A 25,205-nucleotide genomic window follows, 5' to 3' on the forward strand; every position below is an offset into this window, starting at 1 on the left:
TCCCGCGGGTGTCTGTCTGCCAGCATTCTGGCCTATTCGCGCCGGCCCTTAAAGACCCCGGAGCCAAGGACCTGATTCGTGATTGTTTTTCGTTATCTCAGCCGCGAAGTGTTGTGGACGCTGGCCGCCGTTAGTGGCGTGCTGCTGCTGATCATCATGAGTGGCCGCTTTATCAAGTATCTGGCGCAGGCCGCAGCCGGCCAGCTGGATGCCTCCGTGCTATTTATCATCATGGCCTACCGCCTGCCGGGTTTTATGGTGCTGATTCTGCCCTTGGGGCTGTTTCTCGGTATCTTGCTGGCTTACGGACGCCTGTATCTGGATAGTGAAATGACGGTGCTGTCGGCAACGGGCATGAGCGATCGCAGGTTGATTGCCTATACCCAGGGGCCGGCGCTGCTGATTGCCCTGCTGGTAGCGCTGTTGAGCTTCTGGGTAGCGCCCGGTGGCGTGTTGAAAACCCAGCTGCTGCTGAACCAGCAGGACGCCCTGACCGAGTTTGACACGCTGGCCGCCGGGCGCTTTCAGGCGTTGGGCAGTGGTCAGCGGGTAACCTACGCCGGTGGCCTATCGGAAGACCGCACCGAGTTGCAGGACGTGTTTATCACCGAGCGCCGTGGTGACGGTGAAGACGCTGTGCTGGGGGTGCTGGTGGCCGAATCAGGCACCCAGGAGATGAACCCGGACGGCAGCCGGTATCTGGTGCTGAACCAGGGGTTCCGTTATGAGGGGCAGCCTGGGTCGGCCGATTTTCGTACCATTTCTTATGACACCTACGGGGTGCTGCTGCCCAAACCTGAAGTGCAAACTGAAGTGAGCGACCGTGAGGCGATGCCGACCCGGCAGCTGCTGCGCGAGCAGGGGCTGGATGAGCGCGCCGAGCTGCAGTGGCGCATCGCGATTCCGCTGCTGGTGCCGATTGTCGCCTTCTTTGCCGTGCCCTTGGCGCGGGTCAATCCGCGGCAAGGACGTTTTCTCAAGTTGCTGCCGGCGATTCTGCTGTATATGTCCTATCTGGCGCTGCTGATCAGCGCGCGCGGCTGGATCGAGTCGGGCAAGCTGCCGCCAGCGCTGGGTCTGTGGTGGGTGCACGGGTTGTTTCTGCTGATCGGGGTTGTGCTTAACCGCGAGGCGCTGTTTGGTGCGCGCCAGGCGCAGGGAGGTCAGCATGCGGCGTCTTGATCGACATATCGGCAGTGCGGTGTTGCTGGGCATTCTCGCCGTTCTGGCGGTGATTCTCGGGTTGGACCTGCTGTTCTCCTATATCAACGAGCTGGATGATGTCGAGGGTGGCTACGGCCCTTTGCAGGCGCTGGTCTACACCTTGCTGTCGCTGCCTGGGCGGGTGCACGAGCTACTGCCACTGGCGGCACTGGTCGGCTGTTTGGTGGGGCTAGGCACGCTGGCCAGCAACTCCGAGCTGACCATCATGCGCGCCTCTGGCGTATCCATCACACGCATTACCCTGGCCGTCATGAAGCCATTGTTATTGCTGATGCTGTTGGGCGTTGGCATTGGCGAATACATTGCGCCCTACACCGCCAACCTGGCGGAAAGCCGCAAGGCGATTGCCGAGGGCAGTGATGAGGCGTTGAAGTCGAAGGGCTTGTGGCACCGTGAGGGTAATGACTTTCTGCATATCAACGCGGTGCAGCCCAACGGTGTGCTCTACGGTATTACCCGCTATCGCTTTGATGATCAGCGTCGCCTGCTGGAGGCCAGCTTTGCCAGCCGCGCTGCGGTGCAGCAAGACGACTGGCTGATGGAAGACGTGCGCTCGACCCACTTTGCCGATACCGGCGAAAGCTCGGTGACCGTCAATCTGCAGGAACGCTGGGATGTGCACCTGTCCCCCGAGCTGCTGCAGGTTGTGTTGCTGGAGGCCGACGCGTTGCCGTTGACCGGTATCTGGCGCTATCAAACATATCTGGCCGAGCAGGGCCTGAATAACCAGAGCTACTGGCTGGCTTTCTGGAAGAAGCTGTTCCAGCCGCTGGCGACGGCGGTGCTGGTGTTTGTGGCGGTGTCCTTTATCTTTGGCCCGCTGCGCTCGGTCACCATGGGCCAGCGACTGTTTACCGGGGTGCTGGTCGGCTTTGTGTTCCAGATTGTTCAGGATCTGCTGGGTCCGTCCAGCCTGGTATTCGGTTTTTCGCCGCTGATCGCGGTCTTGCTGCCTATCGTGCTATTGCTGGTGCTGGGGGCCTGGTTGATGCGGCGCGCTGGCTGATGCGGCTTTTTGCCAGCATTTTTCGGGTATAGGGGGTGACCCGCCGTTCCCGCTAGGGCATGCTTGCCGGGCTGACGTTCGACAGGAAAGCAGGATCGCTCCGTCCGATGCTCAAGGAAACCCCGCCGTTTAGCGTGCTCTCTGCCGGTCTGGCTATCGCGCTACTATTATTTTTTCTGGCACTGCATGTGGCTTCTGGCCAGCCGTGGCTGGGATTCACTGCTGTGCCCTCGTCAGAGGGTGTGCGCATTACCCGGGTCGACAGTGACGGGCCGGTTGCTGGTCAGCTGCAAGATGGTGAGGTGCTGCTGGCTCTGCGTAGCAGTGCCGGCACGCTGGCGCTGGAAAGCTGGGATGCGGTAGCTGAGCCCGACGACGCACGCGAATTCGCCGTTTATAACCGTTTCTTCGCGCGTCACGCCCAGCTATGGGAGATCCTGCATGGCCACGGAGTGCAGTTGCGGGTGCAGCCAATTGCTGTCGACAGCGGTCCGCCCGCTGCAGCCCGCTGGGTCAGCGTGCAGCCGGAGGCCGCGCGCGGACTGACCCAGCTGCCGATGCTGTTCTGGTATCAGGTGGTTTGTGGCCTGGCGATCCTGTTGATGGGCGTGGCTGCCTGGGCCTTTGTGCAGACCGAGCGCGGCCCGTTGCTCTACGCCCTGGCGGGGTTGGCCATTGCTGTGGCGATTATCGCCAGCGCGGTCTACACCACGCGCGAACTCACGTTGGCGCCGGAGTGGTTCCTGTTGCTCTCGCGGGCCAACCAGGCGGGGGCCATGCTGTTTGCCGGCACCGGCACCGCCCTGTTTTGGTATTACCCGCTGCGGCTGGGCCGCTTTCCCTTTGAACACTTCATGTTGCCGGTGGTGTTGGCCACGCTGGCTGCGAACTGGCTGCAGTGGTGGCCGAACCTGGATTTTGCCGCACGTTATCCGCTGCTGGCGTGGTTTGCCGTGGATATCCTGTTTGCCTGCATTCAATGGCGCTGTACGCGCTATGAGCCGGTAGCGCGGGCGCGCCTGAAATGGCTGTTGGCCGCCTGGTTTGCTGGCGCCTTCGGGTACTTGCTGCTGGTGATTTTTCCGCAGGTTGTGGGGCACGCCTCGGTCGCGCATCAGACCCATGCTTGGGCCTTTTTCGTTCTGACGTATCTAGGCATTGCCCTGGGCATCGTGCGTTATCGACTGTTTGATCTGGATCGCTGGATCCTGCTGGCCTGGTTCTGGTTTGCTTTTGGTGTGCTGTTTATCGTGCTGGACGCGTTTTTGATCCTGTTGCTGGATCTGGAAACCAGTATGGGGCTGCTGATTTCCCTGGCGGTGGTTGGCTGGGTGTACTTGCCGATTCGCCAGGCCTTTCTGCTCTGGCTTTCGCCTGACAACCCGCGGGGGGCGCTGCATCAGCGGCTGCCGCACATTCTGCAGCAGGCATTCGAGTACCAGCGGCCCATCGCGGCGCAGTGGCGTAATGCGCTACAGGAGATTTACGACCCGCTGCGGATCGAGGCGAGTGCTGAAACCGTCAGCCAGCCGCAGATTCGCGACAACGGCCTGCGTCTTGCCGTACCGGCTGTCGCCGATGGCGCGGCGCAGGTCCTCAGTTACGCCAACGGCGGACGTCGCCTGTTTGACCGCAAGGATCTGGTGTTCTGCCAGCAGGCGCTGACGTTGTTCAGCTATGCCCAGCAGTATCACCACTCCTACCAGACCGGGGTGATCAGTGAGCGACAGCGGGTAGCGCGCGATCTGCATGATGATGTCGGTGCGCGACTGCTGTCGGTGGTTTACCGCGCGCAGGGCAGCGACGAGCTGCAGCAGCTGGCACGTGACTGTCTGCGCGAGTTGCGGGAAGTCATTCAGGGGCTGCAAAAGGGGGGGGTGCAGCTGCAGCAAAGTTACGCGCGCTGGCAGGCAGAGGCCCGAGAGCGCTGCCGCCTGTTCGGGCTGGAGCTGGATATGCAGCTGGACCCGGATGCGCGTACCTGGCAGTTGAGCCCGCGCATCGAGCGCAATTTGTCACGCATCCTGCGTGAGGCGTTTTCCAATACGTTCAAACATGCGCAGGCGTCGGGCGTGCAGGTGCGGTTGACGTTGGCCGACGAGTGCGTGGTGCTTGAATACCAGGATGATGGAGAGGGGTTGTTGGCGGATCGGCTGGAGGGGGATGGTGCTGGCTTGAGCGGCATGCGACAACGCTGCGAGGAGTTGGGAGGGGAGATCGTCTGGTGGACCCCGCTGCAAGGTGGGTTGGCCATACGCTGTGAGATTCCGTTGGGAGGCGGACAGCAGACATGAAGCACATACTTATTCTGGAAGACCTGAAGGACGCCCAGCACTGGCTGGCGGCAGCTACGCAGCGTGCCTGGCCTGAGGCAGAGATTGTCTTCTGCGCCACCTTGAGAAGCGCGTGCAAGGCGCTGGACGAAGGTGCCCCGCAGCTGTGTCTTGTTGACCTGCAGTTGCCCGACGGCTCCGGTGTGGACTTTATTCGCCAATGTCGTCAGCAGCATCCCGATGCGCAACTGGTAGTGGCCACCATGTATGACGATGATCTGCACCTGTTTCCTGCCTTGCAGGCCGGTGCCAATGGCTATCTGCTGAAGGAGGACCCGCAGGAACAGATTGCCAGTGCGCTGTTGGGTATCGTCAAGGGGGTGCCGCCGCTGTCACCGCAGATTGCCCAGCGCATGCTGGGTTACTTTCAGCAGGTGCCTCTGGAAGTGGCTGAGGAGGCGCGTAAGCGCGACCTGCCGGAGGCCGACAGCGCAGGGCTGTTGAGCGCCCGTGAGCAGGAGTTTCTGCTGGTAATTGGAAATGGCTACAAGACCGCGGAAGCAGCAGAGATGCTGGGTGTCAGCTATCATACGGCGGCCAAACACATTAAGAATATCTATGCCAAGTTGGGTATCAGCAGCCGCGCGCAGGCGGTGCAGGAAGCGATTCGACTTGGCCTGATCAACTAGCCCAAAGCAGAACGCCCGGCAGGAGCCGGGCGTTCTGGGTCTTGCGGGGGGACGATTACTCGTCGCAGTTGGTGCACACCCCGATCATCATGCCGCTGAAATCGCCACCGTCGGAGTTCTCGCCGCTGGCGCTGAGCACGATCAGGCGCTCGCCTTCCTGGACGTAACCGTCGGCGGTGAACGTCAGTTGGCCACCATCGTTGTTGTCTTGCACCGCTTGCAGCTGCAGTGCGCCCTCGTCGAAGTCCGTATCGAACGCCAGGTTCAACTGCTCGTTGACGCTGGAGTCGGTAAAGCCGGACTCGGTCACCTGCTGCCAGTGCCAGGCGGCGCTCATTTCGGCGTTGCCCTCGGCATCAAAGCGCAGGCTGCCAGCGTTCAGGCGGGTTGGCTCGACCAGGCCTGTTTCGGCGTACATGCCGATCGCCATCAGGCGGTATTGGCGGTTCGCCAGGTTGTTGGTGCTGGCGGGTTTAACGGCCAGCAGCATTTGGCGGAAGTGCTGTTCGCCATCGTTTTCTTCGATCGCACCATCGAGCACCTCGGTGCCTTCAACGCTCAGCAGTAGCGTGCGGCCATCCGGTGAGGCATATCCTTCCAGCTCGCCATCGAGCACCAGCTTACCGTCGCTGGCCACGCTGAGCGGGAAGCTACCACTTTCGCCGACATTCGGGTCATCCCAGTCCCAGCCTTCATCGCCCTGGCAGGCCTGATAGGTGAAGCGATTGAACTGGTAGGTCACTGTGTGGGGATAAATCTCGAGGTTGCGGCGACCCTGCTCGCAGTAGCTGCCCTGTGCGCCATCGATATCGAGCAGGTTGTTGTACACGTAGATGTCCAGGTCGCTGGCACCGGCTTCAAACAGCAGCTCGATAACGCCGTACTTGCCGTCTACCGTGGGCATCTGGCTGGCGCGGCGCAGCATCACGTCGAGGCTTTGGTTGAGTACCTGCAGCTGCGGGGTGTTGGCGTCGTCGCGAACCTCACGGGTGTAAAACTGGGAGCCAACCATCACATCCAGAGGGGAGTTGGCCGGGCCAGCGGCGGTGAAGCGCATGGCGCTGCTGTACTCGCGGTCGGTACAGGCGGCGGTTTGTGTTTCGCAGTCGGTTACGTCACCGCTGTCTTTTTCGTAGTCTTCCAGCGCTTCGTCTTCGGCAAACAGGATGCCGCGAGCATCGGCGCTGAAGCTGCCGCTGTCGTCTTCATCGTCGATCCATGCCTGGGACGATGCGCTGCTGTAAGCACCCAAGCCCACCACGATTTCCATTTCCATGGCGCTGTCAGCGGGTACGTTGAATGTGCCTGCCTCGCCGGTGATATCCAGCTCGATCGCGCTGCTGCGGTTGCCGCCGAGATGGATGCCCGCGCCGCGGTCAGCGTAACCGCCAACCGCCATGCTTTCACTGTAGTAGCCGCCGGACGCCTGATCTGCGGCGCTGCTGTCGAGGGCAGGGGCGGCCTTGTCGTCCAGCTGCTGCTCGATAGTCGCCGACAGCTTGGCGCCGACCTGTTCGAGCAGTTGTTCGGTACTGGAGCTGCTGTTGATGGCTTGCTCCAGCTCTGCTTGCACCGCCGGGTCGTTGGCCATCTCCAGAACGGTTTCAATGATCTGGTCGACCTCTTCCAGCGTCAGCTCATCGAATTGTGCGGTGCGACTGGCGATCTGCTGAGTGACGAAGGTGGTCAACGGGTTGGCGAACAGGTCGTCGCGGGTAGTCGGCGTGGTGTAGCTGACGCCGCTGGGCAGGGGCACTTCGATATAGCTGTTGATACGCGAGCTGAAGGGGAGCTCAAGTATGTAGCCGTCACCTGCGCCATCGGCTTCGGCGGTGAACTCGTCGGCGCCGAGTTCGACCAGGCTACCGTCGGCCTCGATGGTGATGACACGGAAGGTGGAGGGGTCCAGGTCGTCAAAGGTGTCCGCGAGCGCCGGGGTGATGAGGAAATCGACAATCGCTTGGGCGATTCGCTCTTGGGCTGACAGGTTGATCGCCGTCACGGTGGTAGGCGTACCCACGGTAAGGGTGTAGCGCGTGGTTGTGGTGGTACCGCCACCGGTATTTCCGTCGCTACCGCCGCCTCCGCCGCCGCCGAGGCAGCCGGTTAGGGTCAAGGTCGAGGAGATGGCGAGGGCCAGTGGCCACTTTTTCAGGTTGTGCATGCAGAGAGTCCCTTAATGTACGTGATGGCACCGGCACTGTAGGGGGCTTTTGCTGCGTAGGTCGTACCTAAAATAAGGTATTTGCGGTGGGCGTACCCAGTTTTGGGTACGTGACCGGTTGTTGCCTTGTCAGTCTTTGAACGTGCCTTTGGGCAGGGTGATCAGCTGGGTGCCCGAGGCGATATCGTGCCAGCAGCGGGCTTGTCTGTCCCACAGCTGCCACAGGAAACCCAGGCCCAGACACAGCCAGGAGGCTTGTGCTACGGCCAGACGGATCAGTGCCTGACGCGAGGTAATGGAGCGGCCGTCGGGTTGTTGCAGGCGGATACGCCAGGCCTGCATGCCCAGGGTTTGGCCTTTCTTGGTCCAGAACCAGGTGTAGAAAGCCAGCGTGACCAGCAGCACGATCAGCGTCAGTACGGGGTCGCCGATATAGGCGCCTTGCTCTGCCTGCTGATGGGCCGCTGGCTCGCCGCTGATCAGGATGTGACTGCCCAGGTAGAGCAGGGTGGTCACCATCAGCGCTGCCAGCAGCAGAAACAGATCGTAGCCGGCCGAAAACAGGCGGCGGAAGATGCCGGTAGCCGGATAGTCACCGACCGGTTGCAGCTGCTTGACGGCCATCTGCTCAGCCCTGGCGGCGGGTAAGTGCGGTGCCCTGAAAGGATACCTCGCCGAGCCCCCCTGCCATCAGCGCGCGGATGTTGGCGTGGTCACTCCCCTGCGGGTTGTTCACTACGGCCTGGTAGTGTTCGGCAAAGCACTGCAGCGCCTGGGCGTCGCTCAGCCCCAGGTCCAGCGCCATTGCCAGTACCTTGCACGAGCCCTGGTTCTGCTCGGCGCTGTTGTGCACCGGGCCGTTATCAAAGGCCGTGGGCTGATGCTGGTAGTGGGCGTCAATAAACGCCAGGGTGTCGGCAAACAGATGCTGCGGGTTGCCCAGGCGGGCGATGAACTGCTCGGCGGTCATGCTTTGTCCTGTTTCTGCGCCTTGTCGAAGGCGGCTTGTTGTTCGGCTGTTGCCTCGGTCTGGTACTTCGCCTTCCACTCGGCGTAGGGCATGCCGTAGACCGCTTCGCGTGCCTCGTCCATGCTCAGTTCGATATCCATGTCATCGGCCGCTGCCTTGTACCATTTGGATAGGCAGTTCCGGCAGAAGCCGGCCAGGGTCATCAGCTCAATGTTCTGCACATCCTTGCGGTTGCGCAGGTGGCTGACCAGATTGCGGAAGGCGGCGGCTTCCAGTTCAAGACGCTCCTGCTTGGTCATGTATGGCTCCACGTTGGTCGGCTGGCTCAGGCGCGCGCGGGGCGCGCCCGTTCTGAGCGCAAGCATAAAACCCTGCCGGTCAATGTCAACGCCGGGCTAGTCGCGCTGGGCGCTAAGGGTAATAGAGACCGACTCGGCAAAGCGCAGGGCGTGTGGCTTGTCGACCTCCAGCTCGGCATAACGCACCTGATGGTGCTGCATGACGATGTCCAGCAGCTCCTGGGTCAAGCGCTCCAGCAGGGCAAAGCGGTTGCCTTCCACATGCGCAATCAGCGCCTTGGTGATGGTGCGGTAGTTGAGCGCCTGCTCAATCTGGTTGCCGCTTACTGCGTCGGCGGCGGGATAGAGGATAACAGCGTTGATCAGAATATCCTGCTGGTTGAGGATTTCCTCTTCCTTGATGCCGATATAGGTCCGCAGGCGCAGGTTTTTGATGCGGATGCGCGCCAAGCCAGGCGTCAGTTGCTGCATGTCACTTGCCTCGGCTGATTAGCTGGAGGAATTCCTGGCGGGTGTTGAACGATTCGCGGAAGTCTCCCAGCATGACTGAGCTCATCATTTCCGAGTTTTGCTTCTCCACGCCGCGCATCATCATGCACATGTGTTTGGCCTCGACCACCACCGCCACACCGCGGGCGTTGGTCACTTGCTGCACGGCTTCGGCAATTTGCCGCGTCAGGTTTTCCTGAATCTGCAGACGGCGGGCGAACATGTCGACAATACGCGCCACCTTTGACAGGCCGATCACCTTGCCAGTCGGAATATAGGCGACATGCGCCTTGCCGATGAACGGCAGCAGGTGGTGCTCGCACAGCGAGTAGAGCTCAATGTCGCGCACGATCACCATTTCGTCGTTGTCCGACTCAAACAGGGCGCCGTTGACGATCTCATCCAGCGACTGGGTGTAACCACGGCAGAGAAACTGCATGGCCTTGGCCGCGCGCTTGGGCGTGCCCTTGAGGCCCTCACGCTCGGGCTGCTCGCCCAGGTTGCTGAGGATGTCGTGATAGTTACTGGTCAGTTTTTCCAGGCTCATGGCATTGTCTCGTTGGCTTACTTGAGGTGCCGGCCGCCGTTCAATGGCAGGCAGCTTCCGGTGATATAGGGGTTGTCCATCAGGTAGCGAATGGACTGATAGACGACTTGCGGGCCGGGCTCCATGCCCAGCGCCGACTTGTCGAGTGCGCGAGCGCGGTAGGCGGCGTCGTCCTCGGGGTTGAACATGATCAGCGCCGGAGCGATGGCGTTGACCTTGATGTGTGGCGCCAGCTGCGCGGCAAAGGAACGTGACAGCGCCTCAAGGCCAGCCTTGCTGGCGCAGTAGCCAATGTGTTTGGCGCTGCCCTTGCGGGTGACATCGTCGCTCAGGTGGATGATGTCGGCTGGCTCACCCGCCGGAAACAGGTCGCTACACTGCTGGTTGATCAGGTAAGGCGCCTGCATATGCACCATAAACATCTGTTGCAATGCGTCGGCGCCGCCGCTGTCATCCAGCCAGAGCGAGGCATTGTGAATGATGGCGCGCAGCGCTGGCGCGCGGCTTTTCAGGTCGCGAATGAACTGCTCGATACCCTCGACGGTTGAAAAATCCGCCAGCATTGGTTCAATGCCAGGGGCGAGCGGCTGTTGTTGCCAGGCTTGGCGCACGTGTCGACAGGTAATCAGGACCTGGAAGCCATCGGCGGCCAGGCGCTCGGCACAGTACAAACCGACGCGCTGTGCACCCCCGGTGATGACGATGGTGCGCTCGCGCCGCTCGCTGTGCTCTGTGCCCTGCTTGACTGCCTGCATGCTGTGTTTCGTTGAAATGCCGTTGGCTGGAGTTGAAAAGGCGCAATGTTAGCACGCCGCACCTGAGTTGCTGTCGTCACTAATGTATAACATTGCTGTACACTGTACAGGTTTTTAGTTTTGGCTGCGGCCTGCTACGGATCCTGATCATGAACCTAACCCCTGAGGCGGCGCGTCAGACGCTGTACCCAATTCGCGAGGTGGCGCGCCTGACAGGCGTGAATCCCATAACCCTGCGCGCCTGGGAGCGTCGTTACGGCCTGCTGGTACCCCACCGCACGGATGGCGGACATCGGTTGTATTCGTTGCAGGATATTGAGCGTGTACGCAGCGTTACCCAGTGGATCGCGCGCGGGGTGCCGGTCAGCAAGGTCGCGGGCATCCTGGATCGCGGCGATGTCGACACGCCCGAGATGGTGCTTGATGACGAGGCTTTCTCGCGCTATGACTTCTGGCTGCAACGCCTGGATCAGGCTCTGCTGCAAGGTGATCCGCTACTGCTGGAGCGGCTGTACACCCAGCTGATGACGGAAGTGCCCCTGGTTACCGCACTGGTCTCGATTGTGCGCCCCTTGCAGCGGCGGCAGAGCGTCTCGTCTGCCTCGGCGGCGCTGCTTGACAGCTTTCTGCGCGCCCGCCTGGCTCAGCGAGCAGGACACCTGGAGCCCGGGCAGGACACCGTGCTGCTGATCAACTTGCAGGGGCGTGAGGCCGAGTTGGGTTTGCTGATGGTCGCCGTCTTGCTGCGCGAAGTCGGCGTTAATCTGCTGGTGCTTGGAGAGGCCCCTGATTTGGGCACGTTGCTGCCACTGGTTGAGAACAGCGCCGCGGCCGCGCTAGTGTTGTTCAGTGAGCAGTCGCTGGAGCGCCGGCTGTTGACCCAGTCGCTGCCGCGCTTGAATCAGGGCGTGGCCTGCCCGGTCGCCATGGCGGGCAGTTGCTGCGCACTGCAGGAAGGCGAGTTCGCCGAGCTGGGTGTATCTCGACTTGGCGAGGCCGGCCAGGCCCTGATGGACCGCGCCCGTCAGATGCTGACGGGTCGCTTCGACGCCTGAAGCCCTCTTTGACTACTCCGCTGGCCGGGCATTACGCAGGGCGGCCAATTCGTCTTCCAGAGCCAGCGCCCGCTGGCGCGCTTCGACCTCAGCGGTAACGTCTTTCTGAATGCCGATAAAATAAGTCAGCTGGTCTGCCTCGTTCAGGACCGGGGTGACCGATAGCTCGTTCCAGAACAGGCTGCCGTCCTTGCGGTAGTTGCGCAGGGTTACGCGGCAGGGCTGGCGCTGTTTGATGGCATCGCGCAGCTGCTGTACGGCGTCCTGATCGCGGTCGTCGGCCTGCAGAAAGCGGCAGTCCTGGTAGAGGATTTCCTCTGCCGTGTAGCCGGTCAGCGACTCGAACGCGGGGTTCACGTAAATCAGGATGTTGTCGTCGCCTTCCTGTTCGGCGACCACGATGCCATCGTTGGAGGCATTGACGACGAGTTGCAGTAGCTTGGCGTTGATCATTCGGCACCCGCGCAATGGATTTTGGCCACATTCTATAGTAGCGCCGCCCACTGTCCAGCAATCAGGCGGCCTTGTGCGCTGCATTGCGGCATAATGGCCGGCCAGTTCAATGACAGTTGGGGGGTAGCATGCATCTGGTAATCATCAGCGGGTCGGTATTTGGTACAGCGGACCTGGTTGCCGACGAGGCGCAAACGCTGTGTCAGGCGGCGGGGTTGCAGGTGTCGCGCTTGCGCCCGTTGGAACTCGACGGCCTCCTGGCGCTGGCGCCAGAGGCGTTGCTGGTGTGCTGCTCGACCACCGGTATGGGGGAGCTACCCGACGCTCTGGCGCCGCTGTTTCACAGCATGCGCGACCGTTTTCCACTGTTTACTGGCGTGCCTTTTGGGGTGATCGCGCTGGGAGATTCCGCATACGGCGATACCTTCTGCCAGGGCGGCGAGCAGATGCGTGAGTTGCTGCTGGAGCTGCAGGGGCGTGAGGCGCAGCCCATGCTGCGGCTCGATGCCAGCGAGACCGTGACGCCAGACACCGACGCCGAGCCCTGGCTGCAGGACTTTATTGCTGCCCTGCGCGGCTAATCGCGCGGCAGCGGGGCGCCGCTGGCCAGTTGGGTCAGGGCGTCCTCATCCAGCAGTAGAATCTGCCCGTACTGAATCTGCAGCCAGCCCAACGCTTCGAGCTGCTTGAGCAGCTTGTTGATACTCTGCCGGGAGCTGTTGAGCATTTGTCCGAGGGACTCCTGTGATAGTTGCACACAGGGCCGGCGGCCATCGTCGTCGGTTTGGCCATAGTTGTGCGCGTGCATCAGCAGGCGTTTGGCCAAACGCGAAGACAGGGGCAGCAGGGCGCTGTCTTCAAGCATGACAAAGGAGATGCGAATGCGCCGGCACAGCAGGCGCATGAACAGCGGGTATAACTCGGGGCGGCGCTCAAGCATTTGCTGAAAGCCGGTGCGCGGAATCATCAGCAGCTCGGTGGGCCCGCTGGCGACGGTGTCGTGGGAGCGCGGCAGCCCGTCAAACAGGGATATTTCGCCAAACCAGCTGCCGGGGCTGAGGATCGCCAGCACCGCTTCGCGTCCGTCCTGGCCGATGTTGCTGATACGTGCGCTGCCGCTGATGACGCCGTACAGGCCATCGGGCTGATCGTCCTTGGCGTAGACAAACTCACCATCATGTAAAGAGCGCACGCGCGCCAGGGCCAGCATCTCTTCGAGCACATCCTGTGGCAATTCGCCGAACCAGCGGTTCTTCTGCAGCAGTTTGGCCAGCATTGGGTTGTTGCCCATCTCGGACACTGTAATTTGTTTGACAGTCCGCTTTGCCGTCACGGTCTAGACTCCCCTTATACTGAACGCTCCACAGTATGACGCAGTGCAGTGGAGATGTCCTGTAGCGTCAGCGGCCCCAACGGGCCAATTACATTATTCCAACAATAGAGGGTTACCCCATGAACGCTGTACATTCTCTGCCTGAAGTTAGCCTGAAGAACAAGGTCAGCGCCGAAGAGTGGCAAGTGCGTGTCGAGCTGGCCGCAGCCTACCGCCTGATTGCCATGTACGGCTGGGACGATCTGGTCTTCACCCACATCTCCGCCAAGATTCCGGGTACCGAGCACTTCCTGATCAACCCTTACGGTTTGATGTTCGAAGAAGTGACCGCGTCCAGTCTGGTCAAGATCGACCTGCAGGGCAACAAGGTTGAAGAGTCCCCGTACAACGTCAACCCGGCCGGTTTCACCATCCACAGCGCGATCCATGAAGTACGCCACGATGCCAACTGCGTACTGCACACGCACACCGCTGCCGGTATCGCTGTCTCCATCCAGAAAGAAGGCATTCTGCCGATTTCCCAGCAGTCGATCTTCGTTCTGAGCAGCCTGGCCTATCACCACTACGAAGGTGTTGCGCTGAACGAGGAAGAGAAGCCGCGTCTGCAGGCTGATCTGGGTAGCGCCAACTATCTGATGCTGCATAACCACGGCCTGCTGACCTGCGGCAAATCGGTTGCTGATGCGTTCCTGAACATGTACATCATGCAGCGCTGCTGTGAAATCCAGGTACGCGCGCAGGCGCAGAACGCCGAGCTGATTCCGGTTGCCCAATCCGTTCTGGACGGTGCAGCAGCCAGCACCAAGAAAGCCACCAACGGCGCGGGTGCCAACATCGCCTGGCCGGCACTGCTGCGCAAGTTGGATCGCGTCAATCCGGGCTACGACGCCTGAGGCGTGGGCACATCCGGCATTCCCCTGGACGACTGGCTCGCCCAGGGGCGGGTGTTCAGCTATCGCGGGCACCAGATTCGCTGGTGGGAAGCAGGGGCGGGTGAGCCGCTTCTGCTGATCCACGGTTTTCCATCCGGCTCGTGGGATTGGCATTACCTCTGGGAGGCTCTGGCCGGGCGTTACCGCGTGATCGCGCTGGACATGATCGGTTTTGCCTTCTCCGACAAGCCCAGGCAATACCCCTATGACTTGCTGGATCAGGCTGATCTGCAGCAGGCGTTGATGACTCATTTGCAGGTGGCCGAGTATCACGTGCTGGCACACGACTATGGCGACAGCGTGGCGCAAGAGCTACTGGCCAGACACCAGCAGGGGAAGGCGTTTCTGCGCTCTATGTGCTTCCTGAATGGCGGCCTGTTTCCAGAAACCCATCACCCGGTGTTATTGCAGAAACTGCTGATGAGCCCGATCGGCTCGCTGATTGGCAGGCGCTACAGTCGTGAACGGATGGCGCGTACCTTCGGCAATATCTTCGGCCCGCAGACCCAGCCGGATGAGCGCGAGCTGGATGCCTTCTGGCGGATGATCGAGTTCAATCAGGGGCAACGGATCATGCATCTGCTGATTCGTTACATGGCTGACCGCCGGGTACACCGTGACCGCTGGGTTGCGGCCATGCAGCAAACACGCTTGCCCATGCGGGTGATTGATGGTGCGGTGGACCCGGTGTCCGGAGCCCATATGGTGGAGCGCTACCGTCAATTGATTCCCAACCCAGACACGGTGTTGCTGCCGCACATCGGGCACTACCCACAGGTAGAGGCGCCGGATCAGGTGTTGGAGCACTACCTGGCGTTCCGGCAGCGGTTGGTCGAGCAAGCGGCAGAAGCAGCCCCGGCGTAAGCCGGGGCGCTATTTCTGCTCCTCGCGCAGGAACACCAGCTGATTCTCGCTGCTGGTTGCTGCGTCAAAGCGGTAGCCGTCCAGGTTAAAGTCCTTGAGCCCCTCCGGATCCTGCAACTGCTCCTTGATCACATAGCGCGCCATCAGGCCCCGCGCCTTCTTGGCGTAGAAACTGATGATCTTGTACTGACCGTTTTTCTGATCCTTAAACACGGTATCAATCACACGGGCGTTTAGCGCCTTGGGTTTTACCGCGCCGAAATACTCCTGCGAGGCGAGGTTGAGCAGCACCTGGTCGCCCTGGGCTGCCAGGTCCTCATTCAGCCACTGACTGATGCGCTCGCCCCAGAAGGTGTACAGATCCTTGCCGCGAGGGTTGGCCAGCTTGGTGCCCATTTCCAGGCGGTAAGGCTGCATCAAATCCAGCGGGCGCAACAGCCCGTACAGGCCTGACAGCATGCGCAGGTGCTGCTGGGCAAAGGCAAAGTCATGGCTGCTGAAGTCTTCGGCATTGAGTCCGGTGTACACATCACCTTTAAATGCCAGCAGCGCCTGCTTGGCGTTTTGCGGTGTGCTCTCGCGCTCCCAGCTGCCGTAGCGCGCGACATTGAGGCTGGCCAGTTTGTCCGACAGCGACATCAGTTTGGCGATCTCCTGCGGCGACTTTTCACGCAGCACCTCGATCAGCTCGGCGCTGTGCTCGATAAAGCGCGGCTGGGTGCTTTTTTCAGTCACCGGCGGGGTGTCGTAATCAAGGGTCTTGGCGGGGGAAATCACCATCAGCATGGGCATACTCCTGTCGGCATCAAGCACGCATTATGACGGAAAGCGACGGCGGCAGGGGTAATGGGTTGGATAGAGAGCGGCTATTGGGCAAAGCTGGCGCTTTGGGCTGGAGGCTTGAAGCTGAAAGCTTGAAGCAGTCCGAGGTGTGTCAGGTATTGGGTGTTTGCTCATGCGCTGCAGATCCGGCTTGACGAAAATTCCGCAGGCCTCGATCTGATGACGCTTCCAGCTTCCAGCTTCCAGCTTCCAGCTTCCAGCTTCCAGCTTCCAGCTTCCAGCCCGCCCCGGCCGGTGGCCGGGGCGTTCCGGTTATAGGTGCGTTTCTGCGTATTCAGCCAGTGCCGAGCGGGGTACGCCCTGCAGGTGGATGTGTACGCCGTGGGGAAAGTCTTTGAAGCATTCGGTCAGATAGGTCAGGCCTGAGCTGGTGGCGTTGAGGTAAGGGGTGTCGATCTGCGCGAGGTTGCCCAGGCAGATCACCTTTGAGCCGTTGCCGGCGCGGGTGATGATGGTTTTGATCTGGTGCGGGGTCAGGTTCTGGCTTTCATCGATCAGGATGAAGCTTTGCTGGAAGCTGCGGCCGCGGATGTAGTTCAGGGATTTGAATTGCAGCGGTACGCGGTCGAGGATGTACTCCACGCTGCCGTGGGTACTCTCGTCATCCATGTGCAGGGCTTCAAGGTTGTCGGTGATCGCGCCGAGCCAGGGCTCCATCTTCTCCTTCTCGGTGCCGGGCAGAAAGCCGATGTCTTCGTCCAGCCCCTGGGTGCTGCGGGTGGCGATGATGCGGCGGTAGGTCTTGGTAACCATGGTCTGCTCGATGGCGGCGGCCAGCGCCAGAATGGTTTTGCCCGAGCCGGCGGCGCCGGTCAGGTTGACCAGGTGGATGTCCGGGTCCATCAGCGCGTACATGGCCAGGGCCTGGAAGATGTCGCGCGGGCGTAGCCCCCAACACTCCTGATGCAGCATGGGTTCCTGATGCAGGTCGCGGATGGTCAGCTTGCCGCCTTCGATACCCTTGACCCAGCCGATAAAGCCCTGGTCATCGATGATGAAGTCGTTGATGTGCAGGGCTGGCAGGTTGTCGATCAGCTGTACCTCGTGCACGGTCTGGCCGGTCAGCTGGCGGGTTTCGACCTTGGCTACACGCTCCCAGAACGAGCCTTCGATTTCATGGTAACCACGGGCCAGCAGGGAAATATCGTCCAGCAACTGGTCGGTGTGGTAGTCCTCGGCGTCGATGCCGCAGGCGCGCGCCTTCAGACGCATGTTGATGTCCTTGGACACCAGCACGATGCGGCCGTCGGGGTAGCGTGACTGCAGTTGGCAAAGCTGGTTGATGATCTTGTTGTCGTTGAGGTCGTTGGGTAGGCAGTGGGCGGGAATGGGAGCCTTGTCCATGAGGATGGCGAGGGTGCCGTTGGGGCCAAGCTTGCCACGCTCGATGGGGACGCCTTGTTCTACCTGGTCAGGTGGTGCGTCACCGAGGGTCTTGTCGATCAGCCGGATGGCCTGGCGACAGTCTGCTGCGGTGCTGGATTTGCCGGATTTGAGCTTGTCGAGTTCTTCCAGAACGGTCATCGGGATGATGACATGGTGCTCTTCGAAGTTGAGCAGGGCGTTGGGGTCGTGAATCAGGACGTTGGTATCAAGAACGTAGAAGGTGTGCTCGGTCGGTCCGCACGCTTCCATATGCTGTACCTCGCAGTGCCGGTGACGCGACTGTATCAGGCAGCATTGGCTGCGCCTGGCAGTCCACTTGACCGGCTCGCAGCACCGTCGGGTATCAAGGGATCACCCTGCAGTGTGGGCCGGTTGTTCGACGTATAACGTAAAGCGAATGACCTTCACAAGCGCGAAAAACGCATGCGATAAAAAAAGCCTGAAACTGACCAAAGGGGCTGGGCAGGGGGTAAAAGGGCGCGATATAGTCATTGGCCCGGCGACTGAAAAGTCGCCGTTTTTTTTGCCCGAATGGTCAGGTTTTCTGGCTGGCAGCACTTACGCTGTGCGTAGGGACGCGACATGTCGCGTCCGCAAAAGGGGGGGCATGCGGACACAGCATGCTGTGTCCCTACGGCTGGGTCAGTGACGCCCTTGCGGGCGGCCACCGCCGCGGCGGCTGTTGCTGCCAGCGGAGCGGCGGCGGGCGGCCGCGGCCGCCGCAGCCTGTTCGGCCTCGTTGGCGTCGGTAGCGGCCTTTTCTTCGGCGCTTTGCTGGCGCTTGGGCACCGGCTTGAGGAAACGCTCCTCCGGCGGGATGCACTCCAGCTTGCTGCCCAGCAGCTCCTCAATCGGCGGTACCTGGAAGGCGTCGTCTTCACCCGCCAGGCTGATGGACGTGCCCTTGGCGCCGGCGCGGCCGGTGCGGCCGATACGGTGTACGTAGTCTTCCGGGTCCTCCGGCAGGGTGTAGTTCACCACGTGGCTGATGCCGTCGATATGGATGCCGCGCCCTGCCACATCGGTGGCGACCAACACCTGCAGCTTGCCGCTCTTGAAGTTTTCCAGGGTGCGCACGCGCTTTTGCTGGGGCACGTCGCCGGACAGCTGCGCGGCGTTGATGCCGTCGCGCATCAGGCGTTCCTGCACGCGGCGCACTTCGTCCTTGCGGTTGGCAAACACCATCACGCGGTCCAGCTCCAGCTGGGTAACCAGGTTGTAGAGCACCTTGTACTTGTCGGCGCCGCTGACGGCGTAGACCTTCTGGGTCACGTTCTCGGAGGCCGGGCGCTCGGGCTCGATCTCGACCACGGCGGGGGTCTCTGTCCACTGGCGCGCCAGGTTCATGACGTCGTCGCTGAAGGTGGCGGAGAACAGTAGCGTCTGGCGGTCGCCCTTACGCGGGGTCTGGCGGATGATCTGACGCACCTGCGGGATAAAGCCCATGTCGAGCATGCGGTCGGCTTCATCCAGCACCAGCACTTCCAGCAGGTCGAGGTGCACCTCGCCACGGTTGCAGAAGTCCAGCAGGCGGCCCGGGGTGGCGACCAGGATGTCGCAGTAGCGCTGTTCGAGCTGCTTGAGCTGCTTGTCCAGGTCCATGCCGCCGACAAAGGTCATGACGTTCAGCGGGCAGTGTTTGGTGAGGCCTTCGGCGTCGCTGGCGATCTGCATCACCAGCTCACGCGTGGGTGCGATGATCAGCGCGCGCGGTTCACCCATGAAACGCTCATCCGGCGGCGGTGTTTCCAGCAGCTGGGTGATGGTCGAGACCAGGAAGGCGGCCGTCTTGCCGGTGCCGGTCTGGGCGCGGCCGATGGCGTCGTGCCCGCGCAGGGTGCTGCCCAGCACCGCTGCCTGAATCGGCGTGCAGTAGCTGAAGCCCTGATCCTGAATGGCGCGCATCAGGCTGTCTGGCAGCGGAAAGTCGTGAAAGCGGCTCTTGCCTTCGGCCGGTGGCACCTGAAAATCGTTGATGTTCCACGGCTTGGCTGGCGCCGGCTTGGGTTTGGCCGGTCGCTGACGTTCGGACTGACGCGCTTTGCGAGCGTGAGAAGGTGCATGGCCAGGTTTTGCCTTGTCGCTGGCGGGGGCCTGACGGGGTGTCTGCTCGACCGGCTTCTGGGCCGGTTCTTCTGTTTTGCTGATCAGCTTTTTCAGTGCTTTGAGCACAGGCGTGTCTCGACTACATGGAAATTGAAGATCAGGCAGTGTAATGCAAGGCCGTGCGATAGCGAAGCCTTGCGGTTGTTTTTTGAACAGCAGGGTGGCGGTTCAGAGACTCAGTTGCTTGACCAGCCATTGCCGAATATCGGCAATCTCCGGCATGCAGACCTCGTGCGCCATGGGGTACTCGTGCCAGCTGGTCTGGTGGCCGGCGGCCTGCATCAGGTCATGTGCTTCGCGGCCCATGGCCAGCGGCAGTACCTCGTCAAAGCGGCCGTGGGCATGGAACAGCGCCAGCGGGTGCTCTAGCGGGTGACGTTGCAGCAACTGGTCGAGGTCTGGCCCGTAGGTGGACAGGGCCATGACGCCGGCCAGCGGCAGCTGGCTGCTGATTGCGGTGCATAGCACCACCGCACCGCCCTGGGAGAAGCCGGCCAGCACGATGTTCTCCAGCGCGATGCCCTGGGCGCATTGCTCATCAATCAACTGGCGCACCAGGGCGACGGACTCATCCAGCTGCGCCTGGTTGATGGCGCGCGCGGGTGAAACGCCGAGGATGTCGTACCAGCTCGGCATGGGGAAACCGCCGTTGATGGTGACCGGGCGGGTCGGCGCCTGCGGAAAGATAAAGCGAATGCCGTGGGTGTCCGGCAGCTGGAGTGCCTCGACCACCGGGACAAAGTCGTAGCAGTCGGCGCCCAGTCCGTGCAACCAGATGACGGCGCGGCTGGCAGGGCTGGCGGGTTCAATGATGTGCGGCGACATGGCGGCTCCCTAGTCGATGGTCAAAGTGCTCGGCGGTCAAAACGGCCAGTCTAACCGCTGCGCCTACTCCAGTACCATGCAATCACCGCCAGGGTACTGCCCAAGGTGAGCCAGGAGAGCACGTCCAGCAGGCCGTCGCCGATCAGTGCGGCCACCAGGCCGATGATGCTGAGCAGCGCCAGCAACAGGGGCGCGCGGAAAATCTGCCACAGGGTTTTGCGGGTTCGGCTCATGGCTGCGCGTCCTCGGTCAGTCCGCCACTGTTGACCTCGTCGACTCGCCGCGCCGTGCTGGCACGCCGGCCCAGCCACAGGTACAGCCCGGAAATCAGCACCGCAATAGTAATGATATCCAGCAGCGCCCAAATGACTTTCAGCGGCATGCCGCCGTAATCGCCAAAGTGCAGCGGCTGCGACAGCAGCAGCGTCTGCACATACCAGGGCAGGGCCTCGGGCTCCAGTGCCTGGCCGCTGCCGGCGTCAATCAGCACCGGTTGCAGCAGGCGGGCGGTCAATGGCGTGTCGCCGCGAAAGAACACGCCGTAGTGGTGCTGGCTGCTGAACCGGGTGCCGGGCCAGGCAATCAGGCTCAGGTGCATGCCTTCAACGCGGCCGTTGGCGGTATCCAGTGCTTGCTGAACCGAGCCCATCTGGGTGGGTGGCGGCTGATCGGCGTAGTCGGCGGTCATGGCGGCCAGCTGACCCTGTTGCCAGAGGCCGACCACAATCGGGCTGAGGGTGTTGATAACGCCGGTCAGGCCGACCACCAGTGCCCAGACCAGGGTGACCACACCGAGCAGGTTGTGCAGGTCGAGCCATTTCAGTCGTTTGCTGCGTTGCCGGCGCACGGTGCCAAAGTCCAGCTTGCGCATAAAGGGCGTGTACAGCACCACACCAGAGATAATCGCCACTACGAACAGCAGGCCCATAAAACCAAGAAACAGCATGCCGGGCAGGCCGGCGAACATATCCACATGCAGCTTGAACATGATGTACAGAAAGCCGCCGGGCGGGCCCGGCTCGTCCAGTACGGCGCCGGTACGTGAGTCCAGAGTGATTAAGCGGCTGTCGTCCGGGGCGGCGTCCAGGCTGGCGGCCATGGAGACGAAAGTCTGATGCGGGTGATCTTCCTCGTCCCAGAACATAAAGCGAATAACATCGCCGGGGCGGGCGCTGAGCGCGCGTTCGCCCAGCACATCAAGGCTGGCCATAGGGGTGTCGGCTGGCATGACCGGGGCCTCGACCCCATCTTCCAGCACATGTTCAAGTTCATGATGGAAGATCAGCGGCAGGCCGGTAATACACAGCATCAGCAGGAAGAGGGTGCAGACCAGGCTGGTCCACTTGTGAATCAGAAACCAGAGTTTGACGTTCATGAGGGGCGCGTCGGCGTCCTTTGCAAATGAAAATTCGTCGTATTCTGTTTCAGCGTGCTGGCGAGCGCAACCGCTGCCCGCAGGGGGCAGCGGCGGTTGGTGGGTTCAGCGCGGAGACAGGTCGTCGGCGCCGCTGGAGCCGTCACCCTGATCGCCTGGAGTGATCGGGTCTTGCGCGGCAGGCGGGTGTGGTGTTTCGGCCGTGGCGTTGGCACTGTCCTTTTCGTCAATGCGGTAGCTCTGCACCAGCTTTTCCAGCCCTTTGCTGGTGCGCAGGTTGACGTCCAGCTGACGGAAGGCGATTTCGATGTCGTTTTCCTTGAACAGACGGTCAATCTCGCGGTTGATTTCGTCGATGGCCATATTGCGGTCGGCCAGCTCCTTGACGTGAATGCGCAGCTCGTGGTCCAGCGTGCTTTCGGCGAAATTGAGGAAAAACACCAGCGGCTCCGGATCCTTGAGGACGCGAGGGTTGTTCTGCGCGATCTGCAGCAGCAGCTTGCGCACCATGCTGACATCCGAGCCGTAGGCCACGCCCACCTTGATAATTACGCGGGTGATGGTGTCCTGCAGTGACCAGTTGATGATTTGCTCGGTGACGAAGTTCTTGTTCGGTACGATGATTTCCTTGCGGTCAAAATCGGTGATGGTGGTGGCACGAATGCGGATGCGATTGATGGTGCCCGACAGCGGCCCGATGGTGACCACGTCGCCAATACGCACCGGTCGTTCGAACAGAATGATCAGGCCAGAAATAAAGTTGGCAAAGATTTCCTGTAAGCCAAAACCCAGACCCACACCCAGCGCCGCGACCAGCCATTGCAACTTGTCCCAGCTGACGCCGAGGGTCGACAGCGACGACACCAGGCCAAAGCCGATGATGACATAGCTGAGCAGGGTGGTGATGGCATAGCTGCTGCCCTGGCGTAGCTCAAGGCGCGAGAGCACGAGTATTTCCAGCAGGCCCGGCAGGTTGCGTGCCAGGGTGATGGTCAGCACCACGGTGACCAGTGCGCCGAGGATGTCACCGACGCTGATCGGCACAGCTTCACCCGCATTCAGACCGGTGCCCTCGTAGTGCCACAGCGTGACCGACTCCAGGTAGGAGGTCGCGCTGATCAGGTCGGCCCAGGTGAAGTACAAGCCGATGGTGAAGATAATCACCAGCGTCAGCTTGGCCAGGCGCAGTGACTGCTGGTTGATCTGTTGCAGGTTCATCTCCGGAATCTCAACCGCCACCTCGGTGTCGCTTTGGGCCTCGCGGGTTTGCGCCGCCTGCCGTTTGCTCACCGCGCGCTGGTAGGCCAGACGGCGCCCGGCAACGTTGAGGTTGCGTACCACGGTGCCTTCCAGCAGCATCCACAGCACGATCAGGTAGAGGCTGTCGATAAAGCGCTCTGCCAGTTTGACCGCCGTGTAGTGGTAGCCCCAGGCGGTCAGGCCCGCCAGCGCCAAGGGGCTGAGGATCAGCAGCGCACTGGCCAGGTAATGCAGAATGCGTGAGCTGTACAGCGGTTCGCTGCGCAGCATGAAGCGGCCAAGCAGAAAAGCCAGGACAAACATGCCAAGCAGCATGCCGGTGCGCCCGGCTGCATCGGTGCCGACGTACTCGGGGAGTGAACCGTGCAGCCCCAGCACCAGAACCAGTGGCAGCAGCACCCAGGCCAGGTTGCGCACCAGTTTGCGCAGGCGTTGTACCAGCGATTCATCCCAGTGGAAGTGGCGCGTTGCAATGCCTCGTGGGTCGAACACCCGATACATCAGGTGCAGCGCGAACCAGGCCAGTGACAGTTTGATCAGCGCGGTGCCAACGGCGGGCATGCTCTGCTGGGTATCCAGCAGGATCAGCAGGCCAACAGACAGCAGCAGCAAGGGGATGTCGGCTACCCGAATGGCGGTCAGCAGCAAGGCCAGCGGCGTGTGCCAGCTGCTGTCTCGGCGGAAGTGTCCTACCTCGTCGTGCAGGGTGTCGATACGCTGCAACAGCTTGGGGCGCCGCCAGAGATGCAGGCCGAGAGCGAGCAGCACCAGCACGCTGGCGATCCAATGCCGCGTGATAGCGTCCACCAGATGCCGCGCCTGCTGGGGCAGGTTCATCTCGTCGATCTGTGCGGCGACCTGGTTCGGCAGGTCGGTCAGCCAGCTGCGATCGATTGGCCGACTGCTGGCGACCCAGAACAATTGGTCATCGATGGTGCGCTTCAGGTCGCTGCTGAGCTGCTGCAGCTGGCGCTGGTTGATCTGCAGGGTAATGGCCAGGTTGATCAGGGTGTTGATATTGCCGTTGAGCTGTTCGACCAGGTTGATGCGGGCGCTGACCATTTGTTCCAGCGCCGGGCGCAGATTGTCGCGCTGCGCTGCAGGGATTTTCAGCAGTAGGTCATTGAGGTAAGCGTCTGGATTGTCCAGGCTTTGTGCCAGTTGGTTCAGTTCAAACTGATGCAGTCGCAGATCGGCAATCTGGTCGGCCAGGTTCTTGTCGGTTTCGACCTTGGGCAACTGGCTCTTCTGCTGATGCAGGATGCGCGATAGCAGCAGGCTGCCCTCGAGCACCTCAATCTGTTGCTCCAGCGCCTTGTCGATCTGGGTTAGCTGCTCGGTTTGTTGTTGGGTTTCGATATTGTCCAGTGTCAGCACGCCAATTTGTCGAGTGGCGTTCAGCAGCTCTTCGCTCAACTGGCGATTGATGCTGCTTTGGGCCTGTAGCACCTTGTTCTGGCTCTGCCCTTCGAGCAGGGTGGCGTCGCTGACTGTCTGCTCTGACTCGTCTTGGCGCTTGCCGTTGACGACACTCTGCAGAACGCGAATTTCTTCTTCTATGCGCTTGATCTGCAAGGTCAGCAGGTTCTTTTGTTGGGTGGCCAGGTCTTGCAGTACGCCGTTACCGGCCAGGCGCTGGCGCATCAGCTCGCTGTTGGCTTGCAGGTAGTCCAATTCGGCCTGCAACTGCTCGATGCGCGCGCGGGTTAGCTGGCTCGGCGTCAGGCGCTGCTGGTTGCGTAGCTGGTCGTTCAGTTGCTGACTGCGGGTCTGGTTTTCGGTCACGCTGGCCTGCGTCCGCTCTGGGCGGGTTTGCGCGGCGATCAGTTGACCATTGACGGTGGTCAGTTCGTTTTGCCAGGTAAACATCTGCGCCACTTGCTCTCGCAGGCGCGTCTCCAGGCTGCTTAGCGACTGCTGTTCCAGCTGGCTGCGGTTGCCGCCGCTGTCAGCCTTGGACAGGCTGTTGAGTTGCGCGCGCACACTCTGGGTCTGGCGGGGCGCACTGGCCAGCGTCTCTTGCAGCTGCTGCTGTTCATCCAGGGTCTGCCGGGTTTGCCGCAGAAACGTCAGGGTGCTCTGATACGCTTCCGTCAACTCGCGTTTTTCGGCCTCGGGCAGGCTGCTGTTGCTGACGCTGTCGATGTTGGCAGTGAGCGCCTCGATGCGTTGATCGAGTTCGTCTGCGGAGGTGTTCTGCTGGGCCAGTGCCCACGATGAGAAGAATAGCCAGCACAGCAGCAAGGGAAGACGCAGCATGACGGGGTTCCTGAATTGGCCTGAGCGCAAGGTTAGCCCTCCTGTTGTGGATTGGGAAGCTGACCGCTGTGCAGGGATAGGGTTCCGCAAAAGCAACA

At 61.4% G+C, this 25,205-nt stretch carries 24 protein-coding genes; 8 read left to right on the forward strand and 16 right to left on the reverse strand.

What is annotated here, in order from left to right:
* Nucleotides 1-78 precede the first annotated feature (78 nt).
* The 4 genes from lptF (at nucleotide 79) to HV822_RS12565 (ending at nucleotide 5,192) form a co-directional block, all read left to right on the forward strand.
* Complete coding sequence (gene lptF, locus HV822_RS12550) at nucleotides 79-1,182, forward strand: LPS export ABC transporter permease LptF (RefSeq protein ID WP_238870474.1); 1,104 nt, start codon at nucleotides 79-81, stop codon at nucleotides 1,180-1,182.
* A complete protein-coding gene (lptG, locus tag HV822_RS12555) occupies nucleotides 1,169-2,230 on the forward strand; it encodes an LPS export ABC transporter permease LptG (RefSeq protein ID WP_238870475.1) in 1,062 nt (353 codons plus the stop codon). The genes lptF and lptG overlap by 14 nt, the downstream gene beginning before the upstream one ends.
* 107 nt (nucleotides 2,231-2,337) lie before the next feature.
* Nucleotides 2,338-4,524 carry a sensor histidine kinase gene (locus HV822_RS12560; protein WP_238870477.1) on the forward strand — a complete coding sequence of 729 codons (2,187 nt, stop codon included), beginning with the start codon at nucleotides 2,338-2,340 and terminating at the stop codon, nucleotides 4,522-4,524.
* Nucleotides 4,521-5,192, forward strand: coding sequence for a response regulator transcription factor (locus tag HV822_RS12565; RefSeq protein ID WP_238870479.1), 672 nt, complete (start codon nucleotides 4,521-4,523; stop codon nucleotides 5,190-5,192). The genes HV822_RS12560 and HV822_RS12565 overlap by 4 nt, the downstream gene beginning before the upstream one ends.
* A 55-nt stretch (nucleotides 5,193-5,247) precedes the next feature.
* On the opposite strand, the gene HV822_RS12570 is transcribed toward HV822_RS12565, so the two are convergent.
* The 7 genes from HV822_RS12570 to folM all read right to left on the reverse strand — a co-directional run bounded on the left by HV822_RS12570 (nucleotide 5,248) and on the right by folM (nucleotide 10,416).
* Entirely contained in the window at nucleotides 5,248-7,356 is a 2,109-nt protein-coding gene (locus HV822_RS12570) for a hypothetical protein (protein ID WP_238870480.1), read from the reverse strand.
* A 129-nt stretch (nucleotides 7,357-7,485) separates the two neighbouring features.
* Entirely contained in the window at nucleotides 7,486-7,980 is a 495-nt protein-coding gene (locus tag HV822_RS12575; RefSeq protein WP_238870482.1) for an RDD family protein, read from the reverse strand.
* 4 nt (nucleotides 7,981-7,984) lie between these two features.
* Entirely contained in the window at nucleotides 7,985-8,326 is a 342-nt protein-coding gene (locus tag HV822_RS12580; RefSeq protein WP_238870484.1) for a HopJ type III effector protein, read from the reverse strand.
* Nucleotides 8,323-8,625, reverse strand: coding sequence for a DUF1244 domain-containing protein (locus HV822_RS12585; protein ID WP_238870486.1), 303 nt, complete (start codon nucleotides 8,623-8,625; stop codon nucleotides 8,323-8,325). The genes HV822_RS12580 and HV822_RS12585 overlap by 4 nt, the downstream gene beginning before the upstream one ends.
* 96 nt (nucleotides 8,626-8,721) lie before the next feature.
* Entirely contained in the window at nucleotides 8,722-9,096 is a 375-nt protein-coding gene (folX, locus tag HV822_RS12590; RefSeq protein WP_238870487.1) for a dihydroneopterin triphosphate 2'-epimerase, read from the reverse strand.
* A 1-nt stretch (nucleotide 9,097) separates the two neighbouring features.
* Nucleotides 9,098-9,661, reverse strand: a complete 564-nt coding sequence (gene folE, locus HV822_RS12595) for a GTP cyclohydrolase I FolE (protein ID WP_238870488.1) — start codon at nucleotides 9,659-9,661, stop codon at nucleotides 9,098-9,100.
* Between the two features lie 17 nt (nucleotides 9,662-9,678).
* On the reverse strand, nucleotides 9,679-10,416 hold the full coding sequence (gene folM / locus HV822_RS12600) for a dihydromonapterin reductase (RefSeq protein WP_238870490.1): 738 nt from the start codon (nucleotides 10,414-10,416) through the stop codon (nucleotides 9,679-9,681).
* A gap of 149 nt (nucleotides 10,417-10,565) precedes the next feature.
* Here folM and HV822_RS12605 point away from each other — a divergent pair, with 149 nt between their 5' ends.
* Nucleotides 10,566-11,471 carry a MerR family transcriptional regulator gene (locus tag HV822_RS12605; protein WP_238870492.1) on the forward strand — a complete coding sequence of 302 codons (906 nt, stop codon included), beginning with the start codon at nucleotides 10,566-10,568 and terminating at the stop codon, nucleotides 11,469-11,471.
* A gap of 12 nt (nucleotides 11,472-11,483) precedes the next feature.
* On the opposite strand, the gene HV822_RS12610 is transcribed toward HV822_RS12605, so the two are convergent.
* Nucleotides 11,484-11,924 (reverse strand): PAS domain-containing protein, encoded by a 441-nt coding sequence (locus tag HV822_RS12610; protein ID WP_238870494.1) that lies wholly within the window; start codon nucleotides 11,922-11,924, stop codon nucleotides 11,484-11,486.
* Nucleotides 11,925-12,052: 128 nt separating this feature from the next.
* Here HV822_RS12610 and HV822_RS12615 point away from each other — a divergent pair, with 128 nt between their 5' ends.
* Entirely contained in the window at nucleotides 12,053-12,505 is a 453-nt protein-coding gene (locus HV822_RS12615; protein ID WP_238870496.1) for a flavodoxin, read from the forward strand.
* Here HV822_RS12615 and HV822_RS12620 read toward each other — a convergent pair.
* A complete protein-coding gene (locus HV822_RS12620) occupies nucleotides 12,502-13,215 on the reverse strand; it encodes a Crp/Fnr family transcriptional regulator (protein ID WP_238870498.1) in 714 nt (237 codons plus the stop codon). The genes HV822_RS12615 and HV822_RS12620 overlap by 4 nt on opposite strands.
* Nucleotides 13,216-13,376: 161 nt before the next feature.
* Here HV822_RS12620 and HV822_RS12625 point away from each other — a divergent pair, with 161 nt between their 5' ends.
* Together HV822_RS12625 and HV822_RS12630 are read left to right on the forward strand one after the other, a co-directional pair.
* Nucleotides 13,377-14,150, forward strand: coding sequence for a class II aldolase/adducin family protein (locus HV822_RS12625; protein ID WP_238870500.1), 774 nt, complete (start codon nucleotides 13,377-13,379; stop codon nucleotides 14,148-14,150).
* A gap of 3 nt (nucleotides 14,151-14,153) precedes the next feature.
* Complete coding sequence (locus tag HV822_RS12630) at nucleotides 14,154-15,053, forward strand: alpha/beta fold hydrolase (protein WP_238870501.1); 900 nt, start codon at nucleotides 14,154-14,156, stop codon at nucleotides 15,051-15,053.
* 9 nt (nucleotides 15,054-15,062) lie between these two features.
* On the opposite strand, the gene yaaA is transcribed toward HV822_RS12630, so the two are convergent.
* From yaaA to mscK, 7 genes are all read right to left on the reverse strand, one after another.
* The gene (gene yaaA / locus HV822_RS12635) at nucleotides 15,063-15,839 is read right to left on the reverse strand and encodes a peroxide stress protein YaaA (RefSeq protein WP_238870503.1); all 777 of its coding nucleotides are present in this window, start codon (nucleotides 15,837-15,839) and stop codon (nucleotides 15,063-15,065) included.
* Nucleotides 15,840-16,148: 309 nt separating this feature from the next.
* Nucleotides 16,149-17,531 (reverse strand): PhoH family protein, encoded by a 1,383-nt coding sequence (locus HV822_RS12640; protein ID WP_238870505.1) that lies wholly within the window; start codon nucleotides 17,529-17,531, stop codon nucleotides 16,149-16,151.
* 393 nt (nucleotides 17,532-17,924) lie between these two features.
* Entirely contained in the window at nucleotides 17,925-19,454 is a 1,530-nt protein-coding gene (gene rhlB / locus HV822_RS12645; protein WP_238870507.1) for an ATP-dependent RNA helicase RhlB, read from the reverse strand.
* Nucleotides 19,455-19,556: 102 nt separating this feature from the next.
* Nucleotides 19,557-20,213: an alpha/beta hydrolase gene (locus tag HV822_RS12650; RefSeq protein ID WP_238870509.1), complete on the reverse strand. Its 657-nt coding sequence runs from the start codon at nucleotides 20,211-20,213 to the stop codon at nucleotides 19,557-19,559.
* A gap of 50 nt (nucleotides 20,214-20,263) precedes the next feature.
* Entirely contained in the window at nucleotides 20,264-20,446 is a 183-nt protein-coding gene (locus HV822_RS12655; RefSeq protein ID WP_238870510.1) for a hypothetical protein, read from the reverse strand.
* Nucleotides 20,443-21,588, reverse strand: a complete 1,146-nt coding sequence (locus HV822_RS12660) for a PepSY-associated TM helix domain-containing protein (protein ID WP_238870512.1) — start codon at nucleotides 21,586-21,588, stop codon at nucleotides 20,443-20,445. Before HV822_RS12660 ends, HV822_RS12655 begins: the two co-directional genes overlap by 4 nt.
* 105 nt (nucleotides 21,589-21,693) lie before the next feature.
* On the reverse strand, nucleotides 21,694-25,107 hold the full coding sequence (gene mscK / locus HV822_RS12665; protein ID WP_238870514.1) for a mechanosensitive channel MscK: 3,414 nt from the start codon (nucleotides 25,105-25,107) through the stop codon (nucleotides 21,694-21,696).
* Nucleotides 25,108-25,205 lie beyond the last annotated feature (98 nt).

Source organism: Halopseudomonas maritima (assembly GCF_021545785.1).
GTDB classification, from domain to species: domain Bacteria; phylum Pseudomonadota; class Gammaproteobacteria; order Pseudomonadales; family Pseudomonadaceae; genus Halopseudomonas; species Halopseudomonas maritima.